At 63.1% G+C, this 18,496-nt stretch carries 14 protein-coding genes and 1 tRNA gene; 12 read left to right on the plus strand and 3 right to left on the minus strand.

Features of this window, described 5'->3' with window-relative positions; translation table 11 throughout:
* The first annotated feature begins 138 nt into the window (after positions 1–138).
* From fdnG to PAQ31011_RS14760, 9 genes are all read left to right on the plus strand, one after another.
* Positions 139–3,207, plus strand: a complete 3,069-nt coding sequence (gene fdnG, locus PAQ31011_RS14720; RefSeq protein ID WP_150576555.1) for a formate dehydrogenase-N subunit alpha — start codon at positions 139–141, stop codon at positions 3,205–3,207.
* Positions 3,208–3,216: 9 nt separating this feature from the next.
* Positions 3,217–4,167, plus strand: coding sequence for a formate dehydrogenase subunit beta (fdxH, locus tag PAQ31011_RS14725; protein WP_150576556.1), 951 nt, complete (start codon positions 3,217–3,219; stop codon positions 4,165–4,167).
* Between the two features lie 2 nt (positions 4,168–4,169).
* The gene (locus PAQ31011_RS14730; protein ID WP_150576557.1) at positions 4,170–4,817 is read left to right on the plus strand and encodes a formate dehydrogenase subunit gamma; all 648 of its coding nucleotides are present in this window, start codon (positions 4,170–4,172) and stop codon (positions 4,815–4,817) included.
* A 54-nt stretch (positions 4,818–4,871) separates the two neighbouring features.
* Positions 4,872–5,894: a formate dehydrogenase accessory protein FdhE gene (fdhE, locus tag PAQ31011_RS14735; RefSeq protein WP_281350011.1), complete on the plus strand. Its 1,023-nt coding sequence runs from the start codon at positions 4,872–4,874 to the stop codon at positions 5,892–5,894.
* Positions 5,894–7,351 (plus strand): L-seryl-tRNA(Sec) selenium transferase, encoded by a 1,458-nt coding sequence (selA, locus tag PAQ31011_RS14740; protein WP_246179591.1) that lies wholly within the window; start codon positions 5,894–5,896, stop codon positions 7,349–7,351. The genes fdhE and selA overlap by 1 nt, the downstream gene beginning before the upstream one ends.
* Positions 7,348–9,258, plus strand: coding sequence for a selenocysteine-specific translation elongation factor (gene selB, locus PAQ31011_RS14745; protein ID WP_150576559.1), 1,911 nt, complete (start codon positions 7,348–7,350; stop codon positions 9,256–9,258). The genes selA and selB overlap by 4 nt, the downstream gene beginning before the upstream one ends.
* Positions 9,259–9,366: 108 nt before the next feature.
* Positions 9,367–9,462: transfer RNA gene (locus PAQ31011_RS14750), tRNA-Sec, on the plus strand.
* A 114-nt stretch (positions 9,463–9,576) separates the two neighbouring features.
* A complete protein-coding gene (locus tag PAQ31011_RS14755; protein ID WP_343031678.1) occupies positions 9,577–10,467 on the plus strand; it encodes a LysR family transcriptional regulator in 891 nt (296 codons plus the stop codon).
* 114 nt (positions 10,468–10,581) lie between these two features.
* Complete coding sequence (locus PAQ31011_RS14760; RefSeq protein ID WP_150576561.1) at positions 10,582–11,355, plus strand: class II aldolase/adducin family protein; 774 nt, start codon at positions 10,582–10,584, stop codon at positions 11,353–11,355.
* 21 nt (positions 11,356–11,376) lie between these two features.
* Here PAQ31011_RS14760 and PAQ31011_RS14765 read toward each other — a convergent pair whose 3' ends face one another.
* A complete protein-coding gene (locus PAQ31011_RS14765; RefSeq protein ID WP_150576562.1) occupies positions 11,377–12,348 on the minus strand; it encodes an AraC family transcriptional regulator in 972 nt (323 codons plus the stop codon).
* A gap of 106 nt (positions 12,349–12,454) precedes the next feature.
* Here PAQ31011_RS14765 and PAQ31011_RS14770 point away from each other — a divergent pair, with 106 nt between their 5' ends.
* The 3 genes from PAQ31011_RS14770 to PAQ31011_RS14780 all read left to right on the plus strand — a co-directional run bounded on the left by PAQ31011_RS14770 (position 12,455) and on the right by PAQ31011_RS14780 (position 15,630).
* On the plus strand, positions 12,455–13,492 hold the full coding sequence (locus PAQ31011_RS14770) for an SDR family oxidoreductase (protein ID WP_150576563.1): 1,038 nt from the start codon (positions 12,455–12,457) through the stop codon (positions 13,490–13,492).
* A gap of 294 nt (positions 13,493–13,786) precedes the next feature.
* A complete protein-coding gene (locus tag PAQ31011_RS14775; protein WP_150576564.1) occupies positions 13,787–14,605 on the plus strand; it encodes a chitosanase in 819 nt (272 codons plus the stop codon).
* 143 nt (positions 14,606–14,748) lie between these two features.
* Positions 14,749–15,630, plus strand: a complete 882-nt coding sequence (locus tag PAQ31011_RS14780; RefSeq protein ID WP_150576565.1) for a MurR/RpiR family transcriptional regulator — start codon at positions 14,749–14,751, stop codon at positions 15,628–15,630.
* On the opposite strand, the gene PAQ31011_RS14785 is transcribed toward PAQ31011_RS14780, so the two are convergent.
* Positions 15,612–17,015 carry an amino acid permease gene (locus PAQ31011_RS14785; RefSeq protein ID WP_150576566.1) on the minus strand — a complete coding sequence of 468 codons (1,404 nt, stop codon included), beginning with the start codon at positions 17,013–17,015 and terminating at the stop codon, positions 15,612–15,614. The two genes, PAQ31011_RS14780 and PAQ31011_RS14785, sit on opposite strands and share 19 nt — an antisense overlap.
* A 113-nt stretch (positions 17,016–17,128) precedes the next feature.
* Positions 17,129–18,484, minus strand: coding sequence for an aspartate aminotransferase family protein (locus PAQ31011_RS14790; protein WP_150576567.1), 1,356 nt, complete (start codon positions 18,482–18,484; stop codon positions 17,129–17,131).
* Positions 18,485–18,496 lie beyond the last annotated feature (12 nt).

Below are 18,496 nucleotides of genomic sequence, written 5' to 3' on the forward strand. Positions count from 1 at the left end.
GTTCCCATGGAATCAGCCGCAATGGCGCTCAACGCAATATGCGGCATGGTTTGTGCTAAGTCACGGAAATCATTACTTGTTTGCTCTATACTCAACACACTCCCGCAAAGTTACCCAAAATTTGAGGAGAATTCCCCCATGCTTAATATGTCCAGGCGCCAGTTCCTCAAAGTGAGTGGCGCAACGCTGGCAGGGTCCAGCCTGGCAATGCTCGGGTTCGCGCCCGACGCGGCGCTGGCGGAAGTCCGTCAGTTCAAGCTCGCGCGAGCGACCGAGACCCGTAATACCTGTCCGTACTGTTCTGTGGCCTGCGGGCTGCTCATGTACAGCTACGGCGACGGTGCGAAGAATGCGAAGAAGAGCATCTTTCACATCGAAGGCGACCCCGACCACCCGGTCAACCGCGGCACGTTGTGCCCGAAGGGTGCCAGCCTCATCGACTTCATCCACAGCCCGAACCGTCTCACGCATCCGGAGTACCGCAAGCCGGGGTCCGACAAGTGGGAACGCATTTCGTGGGACGACGCGCTCGATCGCATCGCCAAGCTGATGAAGGCCGACCGCGACGCCAACTTCGTCGAAAAGACGGACGACGGCCTCACGGTCAACCGTTGGCTCACCACCGGCATGCTGGCGGCGTCGGCGTCGAGCAACGAAGTCGGGTACATCACGCACAAAGTCATCCGCAGTACCGGGATGCTGGGATTCGATAACCAGGCACGTGTCTGACACGGCCCGACGGTGGCAGGTCTTGCCCCGACGTTTGGCCGTGGCGCGATGACGAACCATTGGGTCGACATCAAGAACGCGGATCTGGTACTCATCATGGGCGGCAACGCAGCCGAGGCACACCCGTGCGGTTTCAAATGGGTGACCGAGGCGAAGGCGCACAACAAGGCGCGCCTGATCGTCGTCGACCCGCGCTTTAACCGTTCGGCATCGGTCGCGGACTATTACGCCCCGATCCGCACCGGCACGGACATTGCGTTCCTCGGCGGGTTGATCAACTACCTGCTCACGAACGACAAGATCCAGCACGAGTACGTCAAGAACTACACCGACTTCACCTTCCTGGTGAAAGACGAGTTCTCGTTCGAAGACGGTATCTATTCGGGCTACAACGAAGAGAAACATACCTACGACAAGTCCTCCTGGGATTACCAGAAGGGCGCGGACGGTTACGTCCTCACCGACCCGACGCTTCAGCACCCGCGTACGGTGTTCCAGCTGATGAAGCAGCACTACTCGCGTTACACCATCGATATGGTGGAGCGCACGTGCGGCACACCTGCGGACAAGGTCGAGTACATCTACAAGCAGATCGCCGAGTGCTCCACTCCGACGCGCACCATGACGATCCTGTATGCGCTCGGCTGGACGCAGCACTCGATCGGCTCGCAGATCATTCGTACCGGCGCCATGGTGCAGTTGCTGCTGGGCAATATCGGTGCGGTGGGTGGTGGCATGAACGCGCTGCGCGGTCACTCCAACATTCAGGGGCTGACCGATCTGGGGCTGATGACCGATCTGCTGCCGGGCTATATGTCGTTGCCCAAGCAGGCGGAGCAGACCGTCGAGCAATATCTGACGGCGCGCACGCAAAAGCCGCTGCGTCTGAACCAGTTGAGCTACTGGCAGAACTATCCGAAGTTCTACGTGAGCCTGATGAAGGCCTGGTGGGGCGACGCGGCCACGGCTGAGAACAACTGGGGCTACGACTATCTGCCCAAGCTCGACAAGCCGTACGACATGCTCCAGGTGCAGGAACTGATGAGCAAGGGCAAGATGACCGGCTACATCGCGCAGGGGTTCAATCCCATCGCGGCGACGCCGGCCAAGGTCAAGTGGGACAAGGCGCTCGCTCAGCTCAAGTTCCTCGTCATCATGGACCCGCTCGCGACGGAGACGTCGGAGTTCTGGCGCAATTTCGGCGAGCACAACAACGTCGACTCCAGCAAGATTCAGACGGAAGTGTTCCGTCTGCCGACGACTTGTTTCGCCGAAGAAGACGGCGCGCTCGTCAACTCGGGACGCTGGCTGCAATGGCACTGGAAGGGCGGCGAGCCGCCGGGTGAGGCGCGCACCGACATCGAAATTATGTCGGGGCTGTTCCTGCGCCTTCGCGAGATGTACAAGACGGAGGGCGGCAAGTATCCCGACCCGATCGTCAATCTCTCGTGGCCGTATGCGCAAGCCGAGAGTCCGTCGCCCGAAGAACTCGCCAAGGAGTACAACGGCCGTGCGCTCAAGGACATCGTCGATCCGAAGGATCCGACCAAGGTCACGCGTAAGGCAGGCGAGCAGTTGTCCGGGTTTGCGGAACTCAAGGACGATGGCAGTACGTCGTCCGGCTGCTGGATCTTCGCTGGTGCGTGGACGCAGGCAGGCAATCAGATGGCGCGCCGCGACAACAGCGACCCGACCGGCATCGGTCAGACGCTGAACTGGGCGTGGGCGTGGCCGGCGAACCGTCGCATTTTGTACAACCGTGCGTCGTCCGACCTCGCGGGCAAGCCGTTCAACCCGAAGCGCAAACTGGTCTATTGGAACGGTAAGGCGTGGACCGGTGCCGACGTGCCCGACTTCAAGGTCGACGAGGATCCGGCCGGTGGCATGAGTCCGTTCATCATGAACCCTGAAGGCGTGGCGCGTTTCTTCGCCAAGGGGGCCATGGCGGAAGGGCCGTTCCCAGAGCATTACGAGCCGTTCGAGACGCCGCTGGGCTACAACCCGTTCCATCCGAAGCAACCCAAGGCCACGAGAAACCCGGGTGCACGCGTGTTCCCGGACGATCTGGCGACGATGGGCACGGCCGAGCACTTCCCGCATGTGGCAACGACTTATCGCCTGACCGAGCATTTCCACTACTGGACCAAGCACGCGTTGCTGAACTCGATCATCCAGCCCGAGCAGTTCGTCGAAATCGGCGAAGCGCTTGCGAAGGAAGTCGGGGTCGTTGCGGGCGACATGGTCAAGGTGTCGTCCAACCGGGGCTACATCAAGGCCAAGGCGGTCGTGACGAAGCGTCTGCGCGCACTGAAGATCGACGGCAAGACGGTTCACCATGTGGGGATTCCGATTCACTGGGGCTTCAAGGGGTTGACCAAGCCCGGGTTCCTCGCGAATACGCTCACGCCGATTGTGGGCGACGCGAATTCGCAGACACCCGAGGTGAAGTCGTTCCTCGTGAAGGTCGAGAAGGCATAAGGAGGCGCCATGGCATTGCAATCACTGGATATCAAACGGCGCTCGGCAACGACCTTGCCGTCGCCCTCGGTGCGTGAAGCGCACACGGGCGACGTCGCCAAACTCATCGACGTCTCGAAGTGCATCGGCTGCAAGGCCTGCCAGACGGCGTGCATGGAGTGGAACGACCTGCGCGACGAAGTCGGGACCAACGTCGGCGTGTACGACAACCCGGCCGACCTGACGGCGGACTCGTGGACGCTCATGCGTTTCACCGAGTACGAGAACCCGAAGGGCGACCTCGAATGGCTGATCCGCAAGGACGGCTGTATGCATTGCGAGGACCCGGGCTGCCTGAAAGCGTGCCCGTCGCCGGGTGCCATCGTGCAGTACGCGAACGGCATCGTCGACTTCCACGAAGAGGCCTGTATCGGCTGCGGGTACTGCATTACCGGGTGCCCGTTCAACATCCCGCGGATCTCGCAGAAGGATCACAAGGCGTACAAGTGCACGCTTTGTTCCGACCGCGTGTCGGTGGGGCTGGAGCCGGCCTGCGTGAAGACGTGCCCGACGGGCGCGATCATGTTCGGCACCAAGGACGCCATGAAGGATCAGGCGGCCGAGCGTATCGAAGACCTGAAGTCGCGGGGCTTCGATAACGCCGGGCTGTACGATCCGGCGGGTGTGGGCGGCACGCACGTGATGTATGTGCTGCATCATGCCGACAAGCCGTCGCTGTATCACGGCCTGCCGGACAATCCGCGCATCAGTCCGATGGTGACGTTCTGGAAGGGCATCGCCAAACCGCTGGGCGTGGCGGCGATGGCGCTCACGGCGATTGCCGGCTTCTTCCACTACATCAAGACCGGTCCGAACGAGACGACCGAGGAAGATGAAGAGGAAGCGCGCCGGTACGATGCATCCCGCAAGGGAGACGGTCCCGACGGCTCGAAGGGCGTTGTCACGCACGAGGAGGTCTGACCATGGCGAACGATTCGATCGATCACAAGCACGGTAAGGACGAACTGATCGAGCGTTACAACGCGGCGGAGCGCATCAACCACTGGATCGTTGCGGGCACGTTCATTCTGCTCGCGCTGTCCGGGCTGGCGCTGTTCCACCCGTCGATGTTCTGGCTCACCAATCTGTTCGGCGGCGGGCCGTGGACGCGGATTCTGCATCCGTTCGTCGGCCTGGTGATGTTCGTGGCTTTTGTTTGGCTCGCCATGCGGCTGGCACGCTACAACAAGTTCGAACAGCGCGATACCGAGTGGATGAAGAACATCGGCGACGTGCTCAACAATCGCGAAGAAAATCTGCCGGAAGTCGGGCGTTACAACGCCGGGCAGAAGCTGCTGTTCTACGTGATGGTGTTGTGCATGATCGGGTTGTTGCTCTCGGGGATCGTGATCTGGCGCGCGTACTTTGCGTTCTACTTCCCGATCTGGGTGATCCGTCTCGCCTCCGACGTGCACGCGGTGTGTGCATTCGTGTTGATTTGCGGCATCATTACGCACATCTACGCGGCGATCTGGATCAAGGGTTCCGTGCAAGCCATGACGCGCGGTACCGTCACCCGCGGCTGGGCGTGGAAACACCATCGCGCCTGGTACAAGCAGCTCAACAAATAAGTCCGGCCCTGCTGGTGGCCGGACGCTCTTACGAGGCCGGCCACCTTGCAACGCATTCTCGAACCCGGACAGATCGAGTCCCTCGATCGCACCTCCATCCCCCGTCTGCGCATGCCGCAACGCGCCGAAGTCTTTTCGGCTCGTGCGGCACGTCTGCGTCAACTGGCCGACGGCCATCCGCTGGGCGATTACCTGCGACTGATGGCCGCACTGGTCGACGCGCAGCAACGCGTGCTCGACAACTTTCAGGCCGAGCGTCCGTCCCCCGAATCGATTGAACAGGCGCAGCAGCATTGCATGCCGCTCGTGCCCGCAAGCGGTGGCTACGATGCCGGTCGCTGGCAGCCGCTGCTCACGCCGCTGCTCGATGCGGTGGCGTCGCAACCGGGGGTGTCCCCGGCGGTGAAAGCGGTGATCGATCGCGTGCGCGCGACCGACCCGGCGTCGCTCGAAGCGGGCGCGCAAGCGCTGCTCGCGGGGCACGGCAAGGGTGTGGATGCAGCGAGCGCGCCGTTCCTGATGGCGGCGCTGCAAGTCCTCTGGACGGGCGTGGCCAGCACGTTCGACGCGGGCGAAGTGCCGATGCTCGATGTGCCCAACGTGTGCCCGGTGTGCGGCACGCTGCCGGTGGCGAGCGTGGTTCGCATTGGCGGCGCTCACGAAGGCTATCGCTATCTGGCCTGCGGGCTGTGTTCGACAGAGTGGCACATGGTGCGGGTGAAGTGCACGCACTGCGAGGCGAGCGAGCATGTGGCGTATCACGTCGTCGACACGGCGGGCGATGCTGCGGCCTCGGGCGAAGACGTGGCGGCGGCGGACGGCGGGCTTCTCAAGGGGAAGGACGGCCGGCCGAAGCTCGACGAGGCGGGCAAGCGTGTTGCCGCATCGCCCATCCGCGCCGAGTCGTGCGACGACTGCCATAGCTACCGCAAGATCTTCTATCAGGACAAAGACCCGTTCGTGGAGCCGGTCGCCGACGATCTCGCGAGCCTTGCGCTCGACGTGCTGATGGGCGAAGCCGGATACGCGCGCGCCAACGGCAATCCGTTGCTCTGGCAAAACGCCGAGGAAGCCTGATGAACGACGCAAGCGGGGTCATGCCGGTGATCGACCAGGGTAGCCCGCGCGCGGGCGCGGCGGATCTGCCGTCGCTCGACCGCCTGTTGGGGATGCCCGAGTTGCACGCGGCCGTGGCCGACTTCGGACGCACTCAGGTGACGGCGGCGTTGCGTCGCGATCTCGATGAATGCCGCGCGGCCGCGCTTGCGGGCACGCTTTCGTACGACGCACTGAGCCCGGCGGCATTCGGTGAGCGCATCAAAACGGGGCTGACCGAGCGCAATCGCGCGACGCTGCGCCCCGTCTTCAATCTCACGGGCACGGTATTGCACACCAATCTCGGGCGCGCGTTGCTGCCCGAGGCGGCTATCGAATCGGTCGTACAGGCGCTCACGACACCGGCCAATCTCGAATTCGATCTGGCGACGGGCGGGCGCGGCGACCGCGATGACCTCATCTCCCCGTTGCTCTGCGAGCTGACCGGCGGCGAAGCGGCCACGGTCGTGAACAACAACGCGGCGGCCGTACTGCTGATGCTGGCGACGCTGGCAAAGCGTCGTGAAGTAGTGGTCTCGCGCGGCGAACTGGTGGAAATCGGCGGGGCGTTTCGCATCCCCGACATCATGACGCACGCGGGGGCGAAGCTCGTCGAGATCGGCACAACGAACCGCACACACGCCGCTGACTATCGCAACGCCATCAGCGAGAAGACGGCGCTGCTGATGAAGGTGCATTGCAGTAATTACGAGGTGACGGGCTTTACCAAGAGCGTCGACGTGTCGGAAGTCGTGGAAATCGCGAAGCCGCATGGCGTGCCGGTGGCCGTCGATCTCGGCAGCGGCACGCTCACGCCCATGGAGCGCTGGGGACTGCCGCACGAGACGACCGTGCAGGAGACGATTGCGGCCGGTGCCGATCTCGTCACGTTTTCCGGCGACAAGCTGCTCGGCGGGCCGCAGGCGGGCATGATCGTCGGTCGCCGCGATCTCATCGCGAAGATCAAGAAGCACCCGTTGAAACGCGCGCTTCGCGTCGGCAAGTTGACGCTTGCGGCGCTGGAGCCGGTGCTGCGTCTGTATCGCGATCCGGACCATCTGCCGGAACGATTGACCACGTTACGACTGCTGACGCGCACGCGCGCCGAGATGGCCGAGCAGGCAGAACGGCTGGTACCGGTGCTGGCGAAATCGCTGGGCGACGCCTACACCGTCACCGCCGCACCGATGGTCAGCCAGATCGGCAGCGGCGCGTTGCCGGTCGAACAGTTGCCGAGTTATGGGCTGGCGATTGCCCCGGCCGGTGGCGGTAAGCGCGGCAGCGGCCGTGCACTCGCAAAGCTCGAAGCGGCACTGCGAGGTCTGCCGTACCCCGTGATCGGACGCATCGCCGATCAGACCCTTTGGCTCGACCTGCGATGTCTCGAAGCGCATGACGAAATGCGTCTTTCGCGTCAGTTCGCGGAGTTGCGCGCATGATCGTCGGCACCGCGGGTCACATCGACCACGGCAAGACGAGCCTCGTTCGCGCACTGACCGGTGTCGATACCGATCGTCTCAAGGAAGAGAAAGCGCGCGGCATTTCCATCGAACTGGGCTATGCCTATACACCGTTGCCGGATGGCGAGGTGCTGGGCTTCATCGACGTTCCCGGGCACGAGAAACTGATTCATACGATGGCGGCGGGCGCGGTCGGCATCGACTTCGCGCTGCTGGTGATTGCCGCCGACGACGGCATCATGCCGCAAACGCGCGAGCATCTGGCCATTCTGACGATGCTCGGTGTGAAGCGCGGTGTGGTGGCTTTGTCGAAGGCCGATCGTGTGGACGCGGCGCGTCTGGACGCCGTGACGCAAGAAATCTCGCAATGGCTCGCGAACACGCCGCTCGCGCAGGCCGACGTGGTGCCCGTATCTGCGACCACGCCCGGCGACGCTGGCGTGGCGACGTTGCGTGAGCGTCTGACGCAGGCGGCCCATGCATTGCGCGAGTCGGGCAATGCGACGCGTCGCGACGATGCGTTGTTCCGTCTGGCTGTCGACCGCGTCTTTACGCTGGCAGGGCATGGCACGGTGGTGACGGGCACGGCGTTCGCCGGCACGGTGCGCGTGGGCGACACCCTCACGGTCATGCCGCAGGGCTTGCCGGTGCGCGTGCGCAGCATCCATGCACAGAACCGGCCGGTAGAGGCGGGCCGCGCGGGCGAGCGATGTGCGCTGAATCTGGCGGGTATCGAGCGCGATCAGCTCAGTCGAGGCGACTGGATCGTCGCGCCGGGCCTGTCTTCGCCATCCACGCACGTGGACGTCGACTTGCATTGGCTGGACGGTAGCGCGCCGCTCACGCAATGGTTTCCGCTGCATGTGCATCTAGGCACGACACACGTGCAGGCACGCACCGTGCTGCTAGGTGGCGACACGCTTGCCCCCGGCGCATCGATGCGTGTGCAACTGGTCTTCGACACGCCGGTGTGCACGATGCCGGGCGATCGCTTCATCGTGCGCAATCCGCAAGCGACGGCTACCGTCGGCGGTGGGCGCGTGCTCGATCCGGCGGCACCGGAGCGTAAGCGTCGTTCTGCGGCACGTCTGGCGTGGCTGGATGCCGTCGCGCAGTATCTCGATGGCGACGGTTTCGGTGCACTGCTGGCGCAGGCACCGTTCGGTCTGACGAGTCAGCAGGTTGTAGCGATCACCGGTTTGCCTGTGTCGCAGTGGACGTGGCCGTCGGACGCGGTGGTGCTGCCCGGCGGAGAGGGGGAATCGCTGGCCTTCTCACCGCACGCGTGGGAGGCGATGCGTGCCCGTGTGGTGGCGTCGCTTGGCGACTATCACGCGCGCGTGCCCGATGAGCCGGGGCTCGACGCGGCGCGGCTTGGGCGCATGACGTGGCCGTCGCTGGACGCCGCACGCTGGCGCATCGTCGTGCAGGCACTGCTGAACGATGGCGCAGTGGCTCGCACGGGCGCGTGGTGGCATCTGCCGACCCATCGCGTCGAAATGACGGCCGAGGAGACGGCGTTAGCCGAGGCGTTGTTGCCGAAGGTGGCGCAGGGTCGTTTCGATCCGCCGTGGGTGCGAGACATGGGACGCGATCTGAACGTGCCTGAGGAGCGTGTGCGCGCCGTGTTGCGCAAGCTTGCGCGGCAGGGGCGTGTGCATCAGATCGTGAAGGACCTGTTCTACGACGATGCGTGCGTGCAGACGCTTGCGGGCATCGTTGCGGAGGGCGACGGGCGGGTCGAGGCCGGGGCGTTTCGGGATGCGACGGGTCTGGGGCGCAAGCGCGCGATTCAGATTCTGGAGTTCTTCGATCGTGCGGGATATACTCGCCGCGTTGGTGACCGGCATGTGCGGCGTCCCGGGGTGGAGTGGGGCGCGGCGTAACGATAAGCGATTCGCGAAGTTGGCCGGTCGCGGCATCAAAGGTGAGGGTTTCGCGCGGTGCGTGGACATTCACCTCATCATCGAGCAAGTGAAATTGCCTCGTCTGAAGGAAGGCATCCGTATCCGGTGATGCGGCCGGGCTTCAAACCCGGTTGGGGGCGTCAGACGCTCCCAGGTCGGTTCGACTCCGGCTGCTTTCCGCCATTTTTCTTTGTGCCTTGCCGTCTGGCTGCCGGCGTCTGACAATCTATGCCTCGCAGTATGGATTCTTGGGTGTCTATTTCTCGTATGCCACTAAGCCGACTCAATGCGCGTCAATTGGAAACGTTTCTCGCGATTGTGGATTGCGGGAGCATCGCGCGCGCAGCGGATCGGGTGTGTCTGACACCGTCTGCGGTGAGTCAGTTGCTCGGCGAGCTGGAGCGCGAAGTCGGTTTTCGACTCTTCGACCGGACGACGCGACGTGTCACGCTGACTGTCGCGGGTGCTGACTTTTTGCCTGCTGCCACTACCGCCATGGCACAGCTTTACGCGGCAGAGCGGTCTGCGAAAAACATCCGAGACCGTGCGTCCGGCGTTATCCGTGTCGGCGCGCCGCTCGTGCTTTGTGCTGCCGTTTTGCCCGACGCCATCGCGGCTTATCGCGAACTTCATCCGAAGGTGACGATTCGACCGACGGATGTCGAAGTCGAGCACCTCGTGTCTTCGGTTGCCGACGGGACGATCGATATCGCGCTCGGGCCCAATCAGCCGCTGGGCGATCATGTGAGCGCCACGCCGTTGTTCGATAGCCCGTGGGTCGTCTGGTGTTCGCCTCGACACGCGCTCGCGCGATACGACGTCGTGCCGTGGGAGGTGTTGCGTGAAACGGCGATCGTCGCCACCGGACGCGATCACGAGTACAGCGTCACGCGCATGCTCAGCGATCAGCCTGAGGACAACCGCGTGTTTCCCGTCGAGATCGTCGAGAACGTCACCACGGCATTCGGCATGGCGCGTGCCGGACTGTCGGTAACGCTGGCGCCGGACTATGTGCAGGGCTTTGCCCGCAGTCAGGAACTGGTCATGCGGCGCACCGGCAAACCGGAAACGATCCGGCAGATCTGTCTCTATCACGCCAGGGAGCGCGCGCTATCGCCAGCGGCGGCGGGGTTCCACGCCTTCCTCATTCGCTGGGTCGACGACTGGTATCGGGCGCTGACACGGTGATGCGCCAAGGGGTGCGCATTCGTAAGCGCTTTTAACGAATCCCTAAGCAGAAATCGCGAAGCGGGTAGTGGGTCCGCGTAGACTCCTCCGGGTAATAAGGAGACACGCAAAACCATGAAAAACGAACATTCCCCACATTCCGCTTTTGCATCGCTGACGCGACCGGACAGCATGAGCGACGTCGAATGGGCGGCACGATGCGAACTGGCCGCCTGCTACCGCGTTTTCGACTATCTCGGCTGGACCGAGTTGATCTACAACCACATAACGCTTCGTCTTGCGGACGCCAGTCCTCCCGCCTTCCTGATCAACCCGTTCGGTCTGCATTACTCGGAAGTAACGCCCCTGAATCTCGTCAAAGTGGACGGGCAAGGCAACATTCTCGGCGGCAGCGATTACCCCATCAATCCGGCCGGATTCACCGTGCACGCGGCGTTGCATCAGGGCTTGCCGGGCGCGCACTGCGTGATGCACACGCACACCACGGCGGGCGTTGCCGTCGCCTGTTCCGCTGCGGGTCTGCGCAGCGACAACTTCTACAGCGCGCAATTGCAGGAACGCGTGGCCTATCACGATTTCGAAGGCGTGACGGTGCATGCCGACGAAGGGCCGCGATTACTTCGCAGCATCGGCGACAGGAAAGCGGTGATTCTGAGAAACCACGGACTGCTCTCGTGGGGCGGCAGCATTCCGGAAGCATTCACCTATCTCTGGACGCTGAACCGCGCTTGCGAGATTCAACTGGCGACGAGCATGATGGGACCGTCGCTGGCCATCGCGCCCGAGATCACGACGAAGTGCGCGCGCGATGCGCTGCAATTCGACCCGGCCTACGGTGCCGGACGAGACGTCTTCGAGGCGCTCGCGCGCATCGCACTCAAAGCGTAGCGCGACGTCGGCGTGGTTGCGTCAGACGACTTCCCCAAGGATTTCGCCTGCGTTGCGAAAGGCTTTCGGCGAGCGCCCCGTGACGCGCTTGAACGCGTTGCTGAACGCGCTCTCCGAAGCGTAACCGAGCGATTGCGCGAGCGTTGCGACCGAAGTCCTTTCCTCGCGAAGCGTCTTTTCCGCCAGACGCATTCGCCATTCGGTCAGATAAGTGAGCGGCGCGACACCCGCAGTCTTCTTGAAATGGAATGCGAACGTCGTGCGCGACATGGCACACGCCTGCGCCAGATCTTCGAGATGCCAATCCCGTGCCGGCTCGCCATGCATCAGGCGTAAAGCCGGTGCGAGACGAGGGTTGGCCAATGCCCGCAACCATCCCGCAGGCATCGGGCTGGATGTCTGTAAGTGCGCCCTCAGAATCTGGATGAAAAGCATTTGTGCAAGCTGCCCGGCCACGAGCGATGCGCCGGGCAGATCGTTCGCACGTTCAGCCACCAACTGCTCCAGCAGCCACCGGAAGCTGGTCGCCTGCGGCGACGCCGCCGGCACATGGATCCAGGGTGGCAGAACATCCGCCAGCAGCCGTCCGCTTGTCGGATCGAGCAGCACGTGGCCGCCCAACTGAGAGAAGTCGCTGCCGTCGCCCAGCGTCGTGATACCGCTGCGTGCGCCGGTGAATACGGACATCGCGTCCATCGGCTTCGTGTCCAGGTCGCTGGCCAGCACGAAGGCGCGCTTTGCGGTCATCAGACCGACGTCGCCGGTACGGAAGTGCGTCGGCTCGGCTTCGCCGTCGATGATCACCCAGCACTCGCCCTTGAGTACGGCGAAGAACTTGATCTTCTCCGGCGCGGGAAAACGCAGCGCCCATGCGCCGCCCGCGTTGAATCCGCCGGTGACCAGCGATTCGGCGTTGGTGAACTTCAGGATGTCGGAGAAGGGGTCGGTACTCATGTTCGGACTCTTGCGCAAGTAAATCGAACTATAGAGCATTCACAGTCCGGGTGTCGGCCTTTAATCTGCCGTCATGTTCAGACATTGGGGCACCCCTTCCTTGCACCGCGAAGTATCTGCGAGGCCAGGACAACCGAGATTAACGATGAGAGACGAACGGGTATTGGTCACCGGCGGCACCGGATTTATTGCACAACACTGCATCATCGCGTTGTTGCGAGACGGCTATCAGGTGCGGACAACGGTCCGCTCACTGAGCCGTGAGGCCGAAGTGCGACAGCAACTGAAGACAGGGGGCGTCGAGGCCGGAGAGCGCCTTTCGTTCGTCGTCGCCGATCTGGCGGCGGACGATGGCTGGCATGAAGCCGCCGCCGGTTGCACTTACGTGTTGCATGGCGCGTCGCCTACCCCTACTGGCGACAAGGCAGGGGAGGACGATTGGGTCAGGCCGGCCGTCGAGGGAAACTTGCGTGTGCTGCGCGCTGCGCGCGCCGCAGGTGTCCGGCGTGTGGTGCTGACGTCCGCTTTCGGCGCGATCTGCGCCGGGCACAGAAAGCCGGAACATCGTCCGTTCGACGAGACGGACTGGAGCGACCTGACGGGCGACGTGTGGCTTTATCAGAAGTCGAAAACGCTCTCCGAGCGCGCGGCCTGGAATTTTATCGATCGAGAAGGTGGCGATCTGGAGTTGTCGGCGATCAACCCGGTCGCGGTGGTCGGCCCGGCGCTTGGCAAGGATTACTCGCATTCCATTCGTTTGATCAAGAATTTGATGGATGGTCAACCGGGGAGTCCGAAGGTCAATTGCGGGTTCGTCGACGTGCGCGATGTCGCCGATCTCCACGTGCTGGCCATGACGCATCCCGCCGCGAAGGGCGAGCGCTTTCTCGCGATTTCGGGCGATAGCCTGTGGATGGCCGACGTCGCCCGGGTGTTACGCGAGCGCATGGGGGCGGCCGCTAGCAAGGTGCCGACGCGCGTGCTGCCGAACTGGCTGATTCGTCTCGGCGCGTTGAAAGATCCGACCATGCGCGGCGTCGTGCCGTTGTTGGGGCTGGATATGAATGCCACCGGGGAAAAGGCGCGACGCTTGCTTGGCTGGACGCCACGACCGCGTGAAGAGGCCATCGTTGCGGCGGCTGAGAGTCTCGTTCGTCTGGGATTGCTGAAAGAGACCGCATGACGGCCACAGCGAGTCGACGCCGTTTTCAACGATCTGATGATTTCGATTGATGAAACGCGAGTGCGCCAACATCGCTGCGTGCCTTTCCTGGCGCGGCGTCCCCCGATAGGGAAGACGTTCGGGACACGATAAGTTTCACGCAGGATCCTCAACTTACTCAACTCGCGCGATTGCGAGAAACCATGCGGTTCGATCAGAATTTTTTTGCTGGGTATTCGACAGGCATTTGATAAGGAATGCTTACCAATACTTTCCGGCGAACCTCACTCGAATCGCTCGTAAGGAAGGACCTTGATGAAAAAACTCACAATATCGTGTCTGATGGCTGCGGCATTGTTCGGTGGATATGCCAGCGTCGGCCTGGCGCAGGCTGCCAACGCGGCGGAAAGTATCCCCGCAGTCGCTGTGGACCGCCAGACCCAGGTCGAAGACGCGCTGGTCAGCATCTTCGAGAATCTGACGCTGCGAATCCGTTACGACTACATCGAGAATCTGAACGATAGCCGGGGATTCACGGCGGGCCGTGCAGGCTTCACGTCCGGCACGGACGACCTGCTTCAGGTGGTTCAGGAGTACACGGTGCGCAAGCCGGACAATGCCCTGGCGCCGTACCTGCCCGCACTTCGCGCAGTAAACGGCAGCGACTCGACGGCCGGACTCGGCGGCTTTCCCGAAGCGTGGCGCGCCAGTGCCACCGATCCGCAGATGATCGCCGCGCAGGACGCCGTCAACGATCAACTCTATCGCGCGCCTGCACACAAACTCGCAAACAAGCTGGGGCTCGTGCTGCCGCTCTCGCGCGCGGCCTTGTACGAAGCGGGTATTCAGCACGGCTACGGCAACGACCCGGACTCGGTGAAGAAGATTGCCGAGCGCGCATCGGCGCAGGCGGGCGGCGCACCGGCCGCGGGCGTGGACGAGCGAACCTGGTTGCTCACCTTCTTGCAGATGCGTCGCGCCGATCTGCTCAATCCCGCCAATACCGCTTCGGCCGCCGAATGGCAGAAATCGGTCGGTCGCGCGGACGCCATGATCACGCTGTACCACTCCGGTAACGTCGATCTGACGCAGCCGATCACGATTTCGGTGTTCGGGAAGACGTTCCAGTTCTGAGGGCTGGAAAGAGTACGCAGGAATGCTGTAGATAGCGATAAAATCGGACATTCCTTCTGCGCTTCGGCCAGACGGCAGCGCGCCGTGGAGCGACACGGCGTTCCTCGCGTACTCTTTTTTGTTTCCCACGCCGAGTCACAACGATGACCAAAGACGAACTGGAAAAGGCCATCTCGATGCGTTTCCAGGAGATGCCGCCGAAGCTTCGTCAGGCGGCCCGGTATGTGCTCGATTCCCCGAAGGAAGTCGCGTTGCAGTCCATGCGTACCGTCGCGGCGCGCGCGCAACTGCAACCGGCGTCGATGCTGCGTCTCGCGCGGGAGCTGGGGTTTTCGAATTACGAGGATTTTCGTTCCGTCTATATCGACTGGCTCTCGGCCGGCCCGTCCAGCCCGTCGGGGCTGCTGGAGCGTGCGGAACAGGTGCGCGAGCATTCGCGTGCTTCGGGCGACGACCGGATGCTGGCCGAGTCGCTGGCCAATGAATACGGGAATCTCGAAGCGACGCTGTCAAAGCGCAACGAGAAGGCCTTCCACGAGGCGGTCAATCTGCTGCGGGGTGCCAGCCGCATCTACGTGCTGGGTCTGCGCAGTCTTTACCCGCCCGCGTTCTACCTGCACTACGTGCTGTCAACCTTTCAGGACAACGTCACGCTGATCTCAGGCGAGGGCGGGGCGCTGATCGACGACATGCGACGCATCGGCAAGACCGATGTTCTGCTGTGCTTCACAGCGCGTCCGTACACCGTGGCAAGCGTGGAGACCACCCGGTTCGCACGCCAACGCGGGGCGACGGTTATCGCGGTGAGCGACAGTGCGCTGTCGCCCGTCGCAACACAGGCGCAAACGTGCATCGTGGCACCGAATACGAGCCTGTCGCTGTTCCCGTCGATTCTGCCTGCGCTCGCCGTGGCGCAGACCCTCGCGCAGTTGCTCATCGCCCACGGCGGCGAAGAGACGCTGGCCGAAGTGGCAAACAGCGCCGCGCAACTGCACGAATTCAACATCTACACGGCCGACGACTGAGCGCTCTGAGCGTTCTTGATCAGCCCGAAGTTCGGGCGTCGGCGCAGCACGAAGTACAGCCCCACGATCATCACCGCCGTCGCGACCATAAACCAGAACTGGAAGCGCGAATCCGGATTGAACGCCTGAGAGAGCAACACGGCCACCAGCGTGAGGAAGGCAATCGCGTTCGAGTACGGGTAGAACCACGCCTTGAAGCTCGATGCTTCCTGCTGCTGTGTCGGCTGACGTGCCATTTTGCGACGCATGACGAAGTGGGCCACGATGATGAAGATCCACACGGTCATGACGAACGCGCCGCTGCTCTTCGCGAGCATGAGGAACAGATCACCGCCGCTCACGAAGTGCACCGCCAGAATGCCCAGACAGATCGCGAAGCTGAAAGCCAGCGCGTTGATCGGCACGCCGCGCGCGTTGGTGCGGGCGAACATCGGCGGCGCATAACCGCGCTGGCTCAGCGAGTACAGCATGCGCGAGTTGGAGAACAGGAAGGAGTTCATCACCGACATGAAGGAGACGAACAGCACGGCCTTCATCGCCAGCGCAGCGTTCGGGAACCCGGCCATGCTGAAGAGCGAGACGTACGGTGACGCGAGGTTGGCCTTGTCCGTCCACGGCAGGCACAGGATGATGATCGACACCGAGCCGATATAGAACACCAGCACGCGGAAGATCACACTGCGAATCGCGCGCACCACGTTTTGGCGCGGATTCTCCGACTCTCCGGCCGCCACAGCAGCGATCTCGCTGCCACCCAGCGAGAAGATCACGACCATGATGCCCGCGATAACTGGCGAGATGCCGTTCGGCATGAAGCCGCCGTTGCCCGTGAGGTTGACGAAGCCCGGCGCGGGAATCTTCGCCTGGAAACCGAACAGGATCGACAGGCCGAACAGCATGAAGATCACGATGGTGGCGACCTTGGCGAACGAAAGCCAGTACTCTGCTTCGCCGAACGAGCGCACCGAGTAGGCGTTGCTCACGATCAGCGTCATGAGCATGATGACCGCGCCGCCCCAGACCGGCAGCCAGGGCAGAAACTCGTTGAGAATCGCGCCGAGCAGGATCGCCTCGATGGTGATCGTCATGAGCGACTTGAACCAGTACAGCCAGCCGACGGCGAAGCCCGCCCACTCGCCAAGATACGTGCTGGCGTAAGTCGAGAACGAGCCTGCATCAGGGTTACGCGAGGCCATCTCGCCGAGCATGAACATCACGAACGTGACGATCAGGCCGCCGACAAGATAGGAGAGGATGGCCGCCGGGCCGGCGGTGGCGATGATGGCGCCCGAGCCGACGAACAGGCCGGCACCGATCACACCACCCAAGGCAATCATGGTGATGTGTCGCTGTTTGAGGCTTTGACTCAGCGAGTTCTGCTGCATGGTCGAATTCCCTGTTGTGTAAGGTTTATGGGATGACAGCGCTGGCAACGACATGACCGGGGCACCGATGTCTCCGTAGGTGCCTCGTGTCACTTATGTCGCGCGGGGGGATGTCAGCGCAGCGCGGGGGCGATGGCCGCCTGGATGGCACCGTCGAGACGGTCGACGACCTGATCGATCTCCGCCTCACTGATGACGAAAGGCGGCGCGAGCATGATGTGATCGCCTTGCTTGCCGTCGATGGTGCCGCCCGCCGGATAGCAGGCGAGCCCGCGTGCCATCGCTTCACGCTTCACCGCCGTGTGGACCGAGAAGCGCGGGTCGAACGGCGTCTTCGAGGCACGATCGGCCACCAGCTCGATACCGGCGAACAGGCCACGGCCCCGCACGTCGCCGATGTACGGGTTCTGAGCGAAGCGATCGTTCAACTGATCCATGAGGTACTGACCGCGTGCCCGTACCTGTGCGAGCAGACCGTCGCGCTCGATGACCTGTTGCACGGCCAGTGCGGCAGCACACGCGGTCGGGTGAGCGAGGTAGGTGTGGCCATGGTGGAAGAAGCCACTGCCGGCGCTCATCGTCTCGACGATGCGCTTGCTCGCGAGTACCGCACCGATCGGCTGATAGCCGCCACCGAGGCCCTTCGCGATGGTCTGGATGTCCGGCGCAACGCCTTCCTGTTCCCAGGCGTGCAGCGTGCCGCTGCGGCCCATGCCGCACATCACTTCGTCGAGAATCAGCAGAATGCCGTAGCGGTCGCACACTTCACGTATCGCCTTGAAATACCCGGCCACCGGTGTGATCACGCCGGCGGTGGCCCCGCCAATCGTCTCGGCGACGAAGGCGATGATCGAATCGGCACCCTGTTCGAGAATCGTGGCTTCCAGTTCGCGGGCCAGACGCTGACCGTATTCCACCTCGGTTTCCTGATCGCGTTGGTCGCGGTAGGCGTAGCACGGCGAGACGTGCGTGACGTCGATCAGCAGCGGCTCGAACTGCGCGCGTCGCCAGCGGTTGCCGCCGATGGCCAGTGCGCCGAGCGTGTTGCCGTGATAGCTCTGACGGCGCGCAATGAAGCGGCGGCGCTGCGGCTGACCGATTTCGACGAAGTACTGACGCGCCATCTTGAGCGCGGCTTCCACGGCCTCCGAGCCACCGCTCACGTAATACACGTGGCTCAGGCCTGAGTCGACGGGGGTATTGCGGATCAGGTTATCGGCAAGCGCCTCGGCGACTTCCGAGCTGAAGAAGCCGGTGTGCGCGTAGGCGAGCTTGTCGATTTGCGCGTGCATGGCGGCGATGACGTCGGGATGGCCATGGCCGAGGCAGGAGACGGCGGCACCACCGGAGGCGTCGATGTACTCGCGACCTTCGGCGTCCTTGAGATAGACGCCCTGACCGCCGACCGCGATGGGGGGCTGGTTGCGCAGGTGACGATGGAAGACGTGACTGGAAGAAGCTTGACTCATGATGTCGGGGGG

It is taken from the genome of Pandoraea aquatica (assembly GCF_902459565.1).
GTDB lineage: Bacteria > Pseudomonadota > Gammaproteobacteria > Burkholderiales > Burkholderiaceae > Pandoraea > Pandoraea aquatica.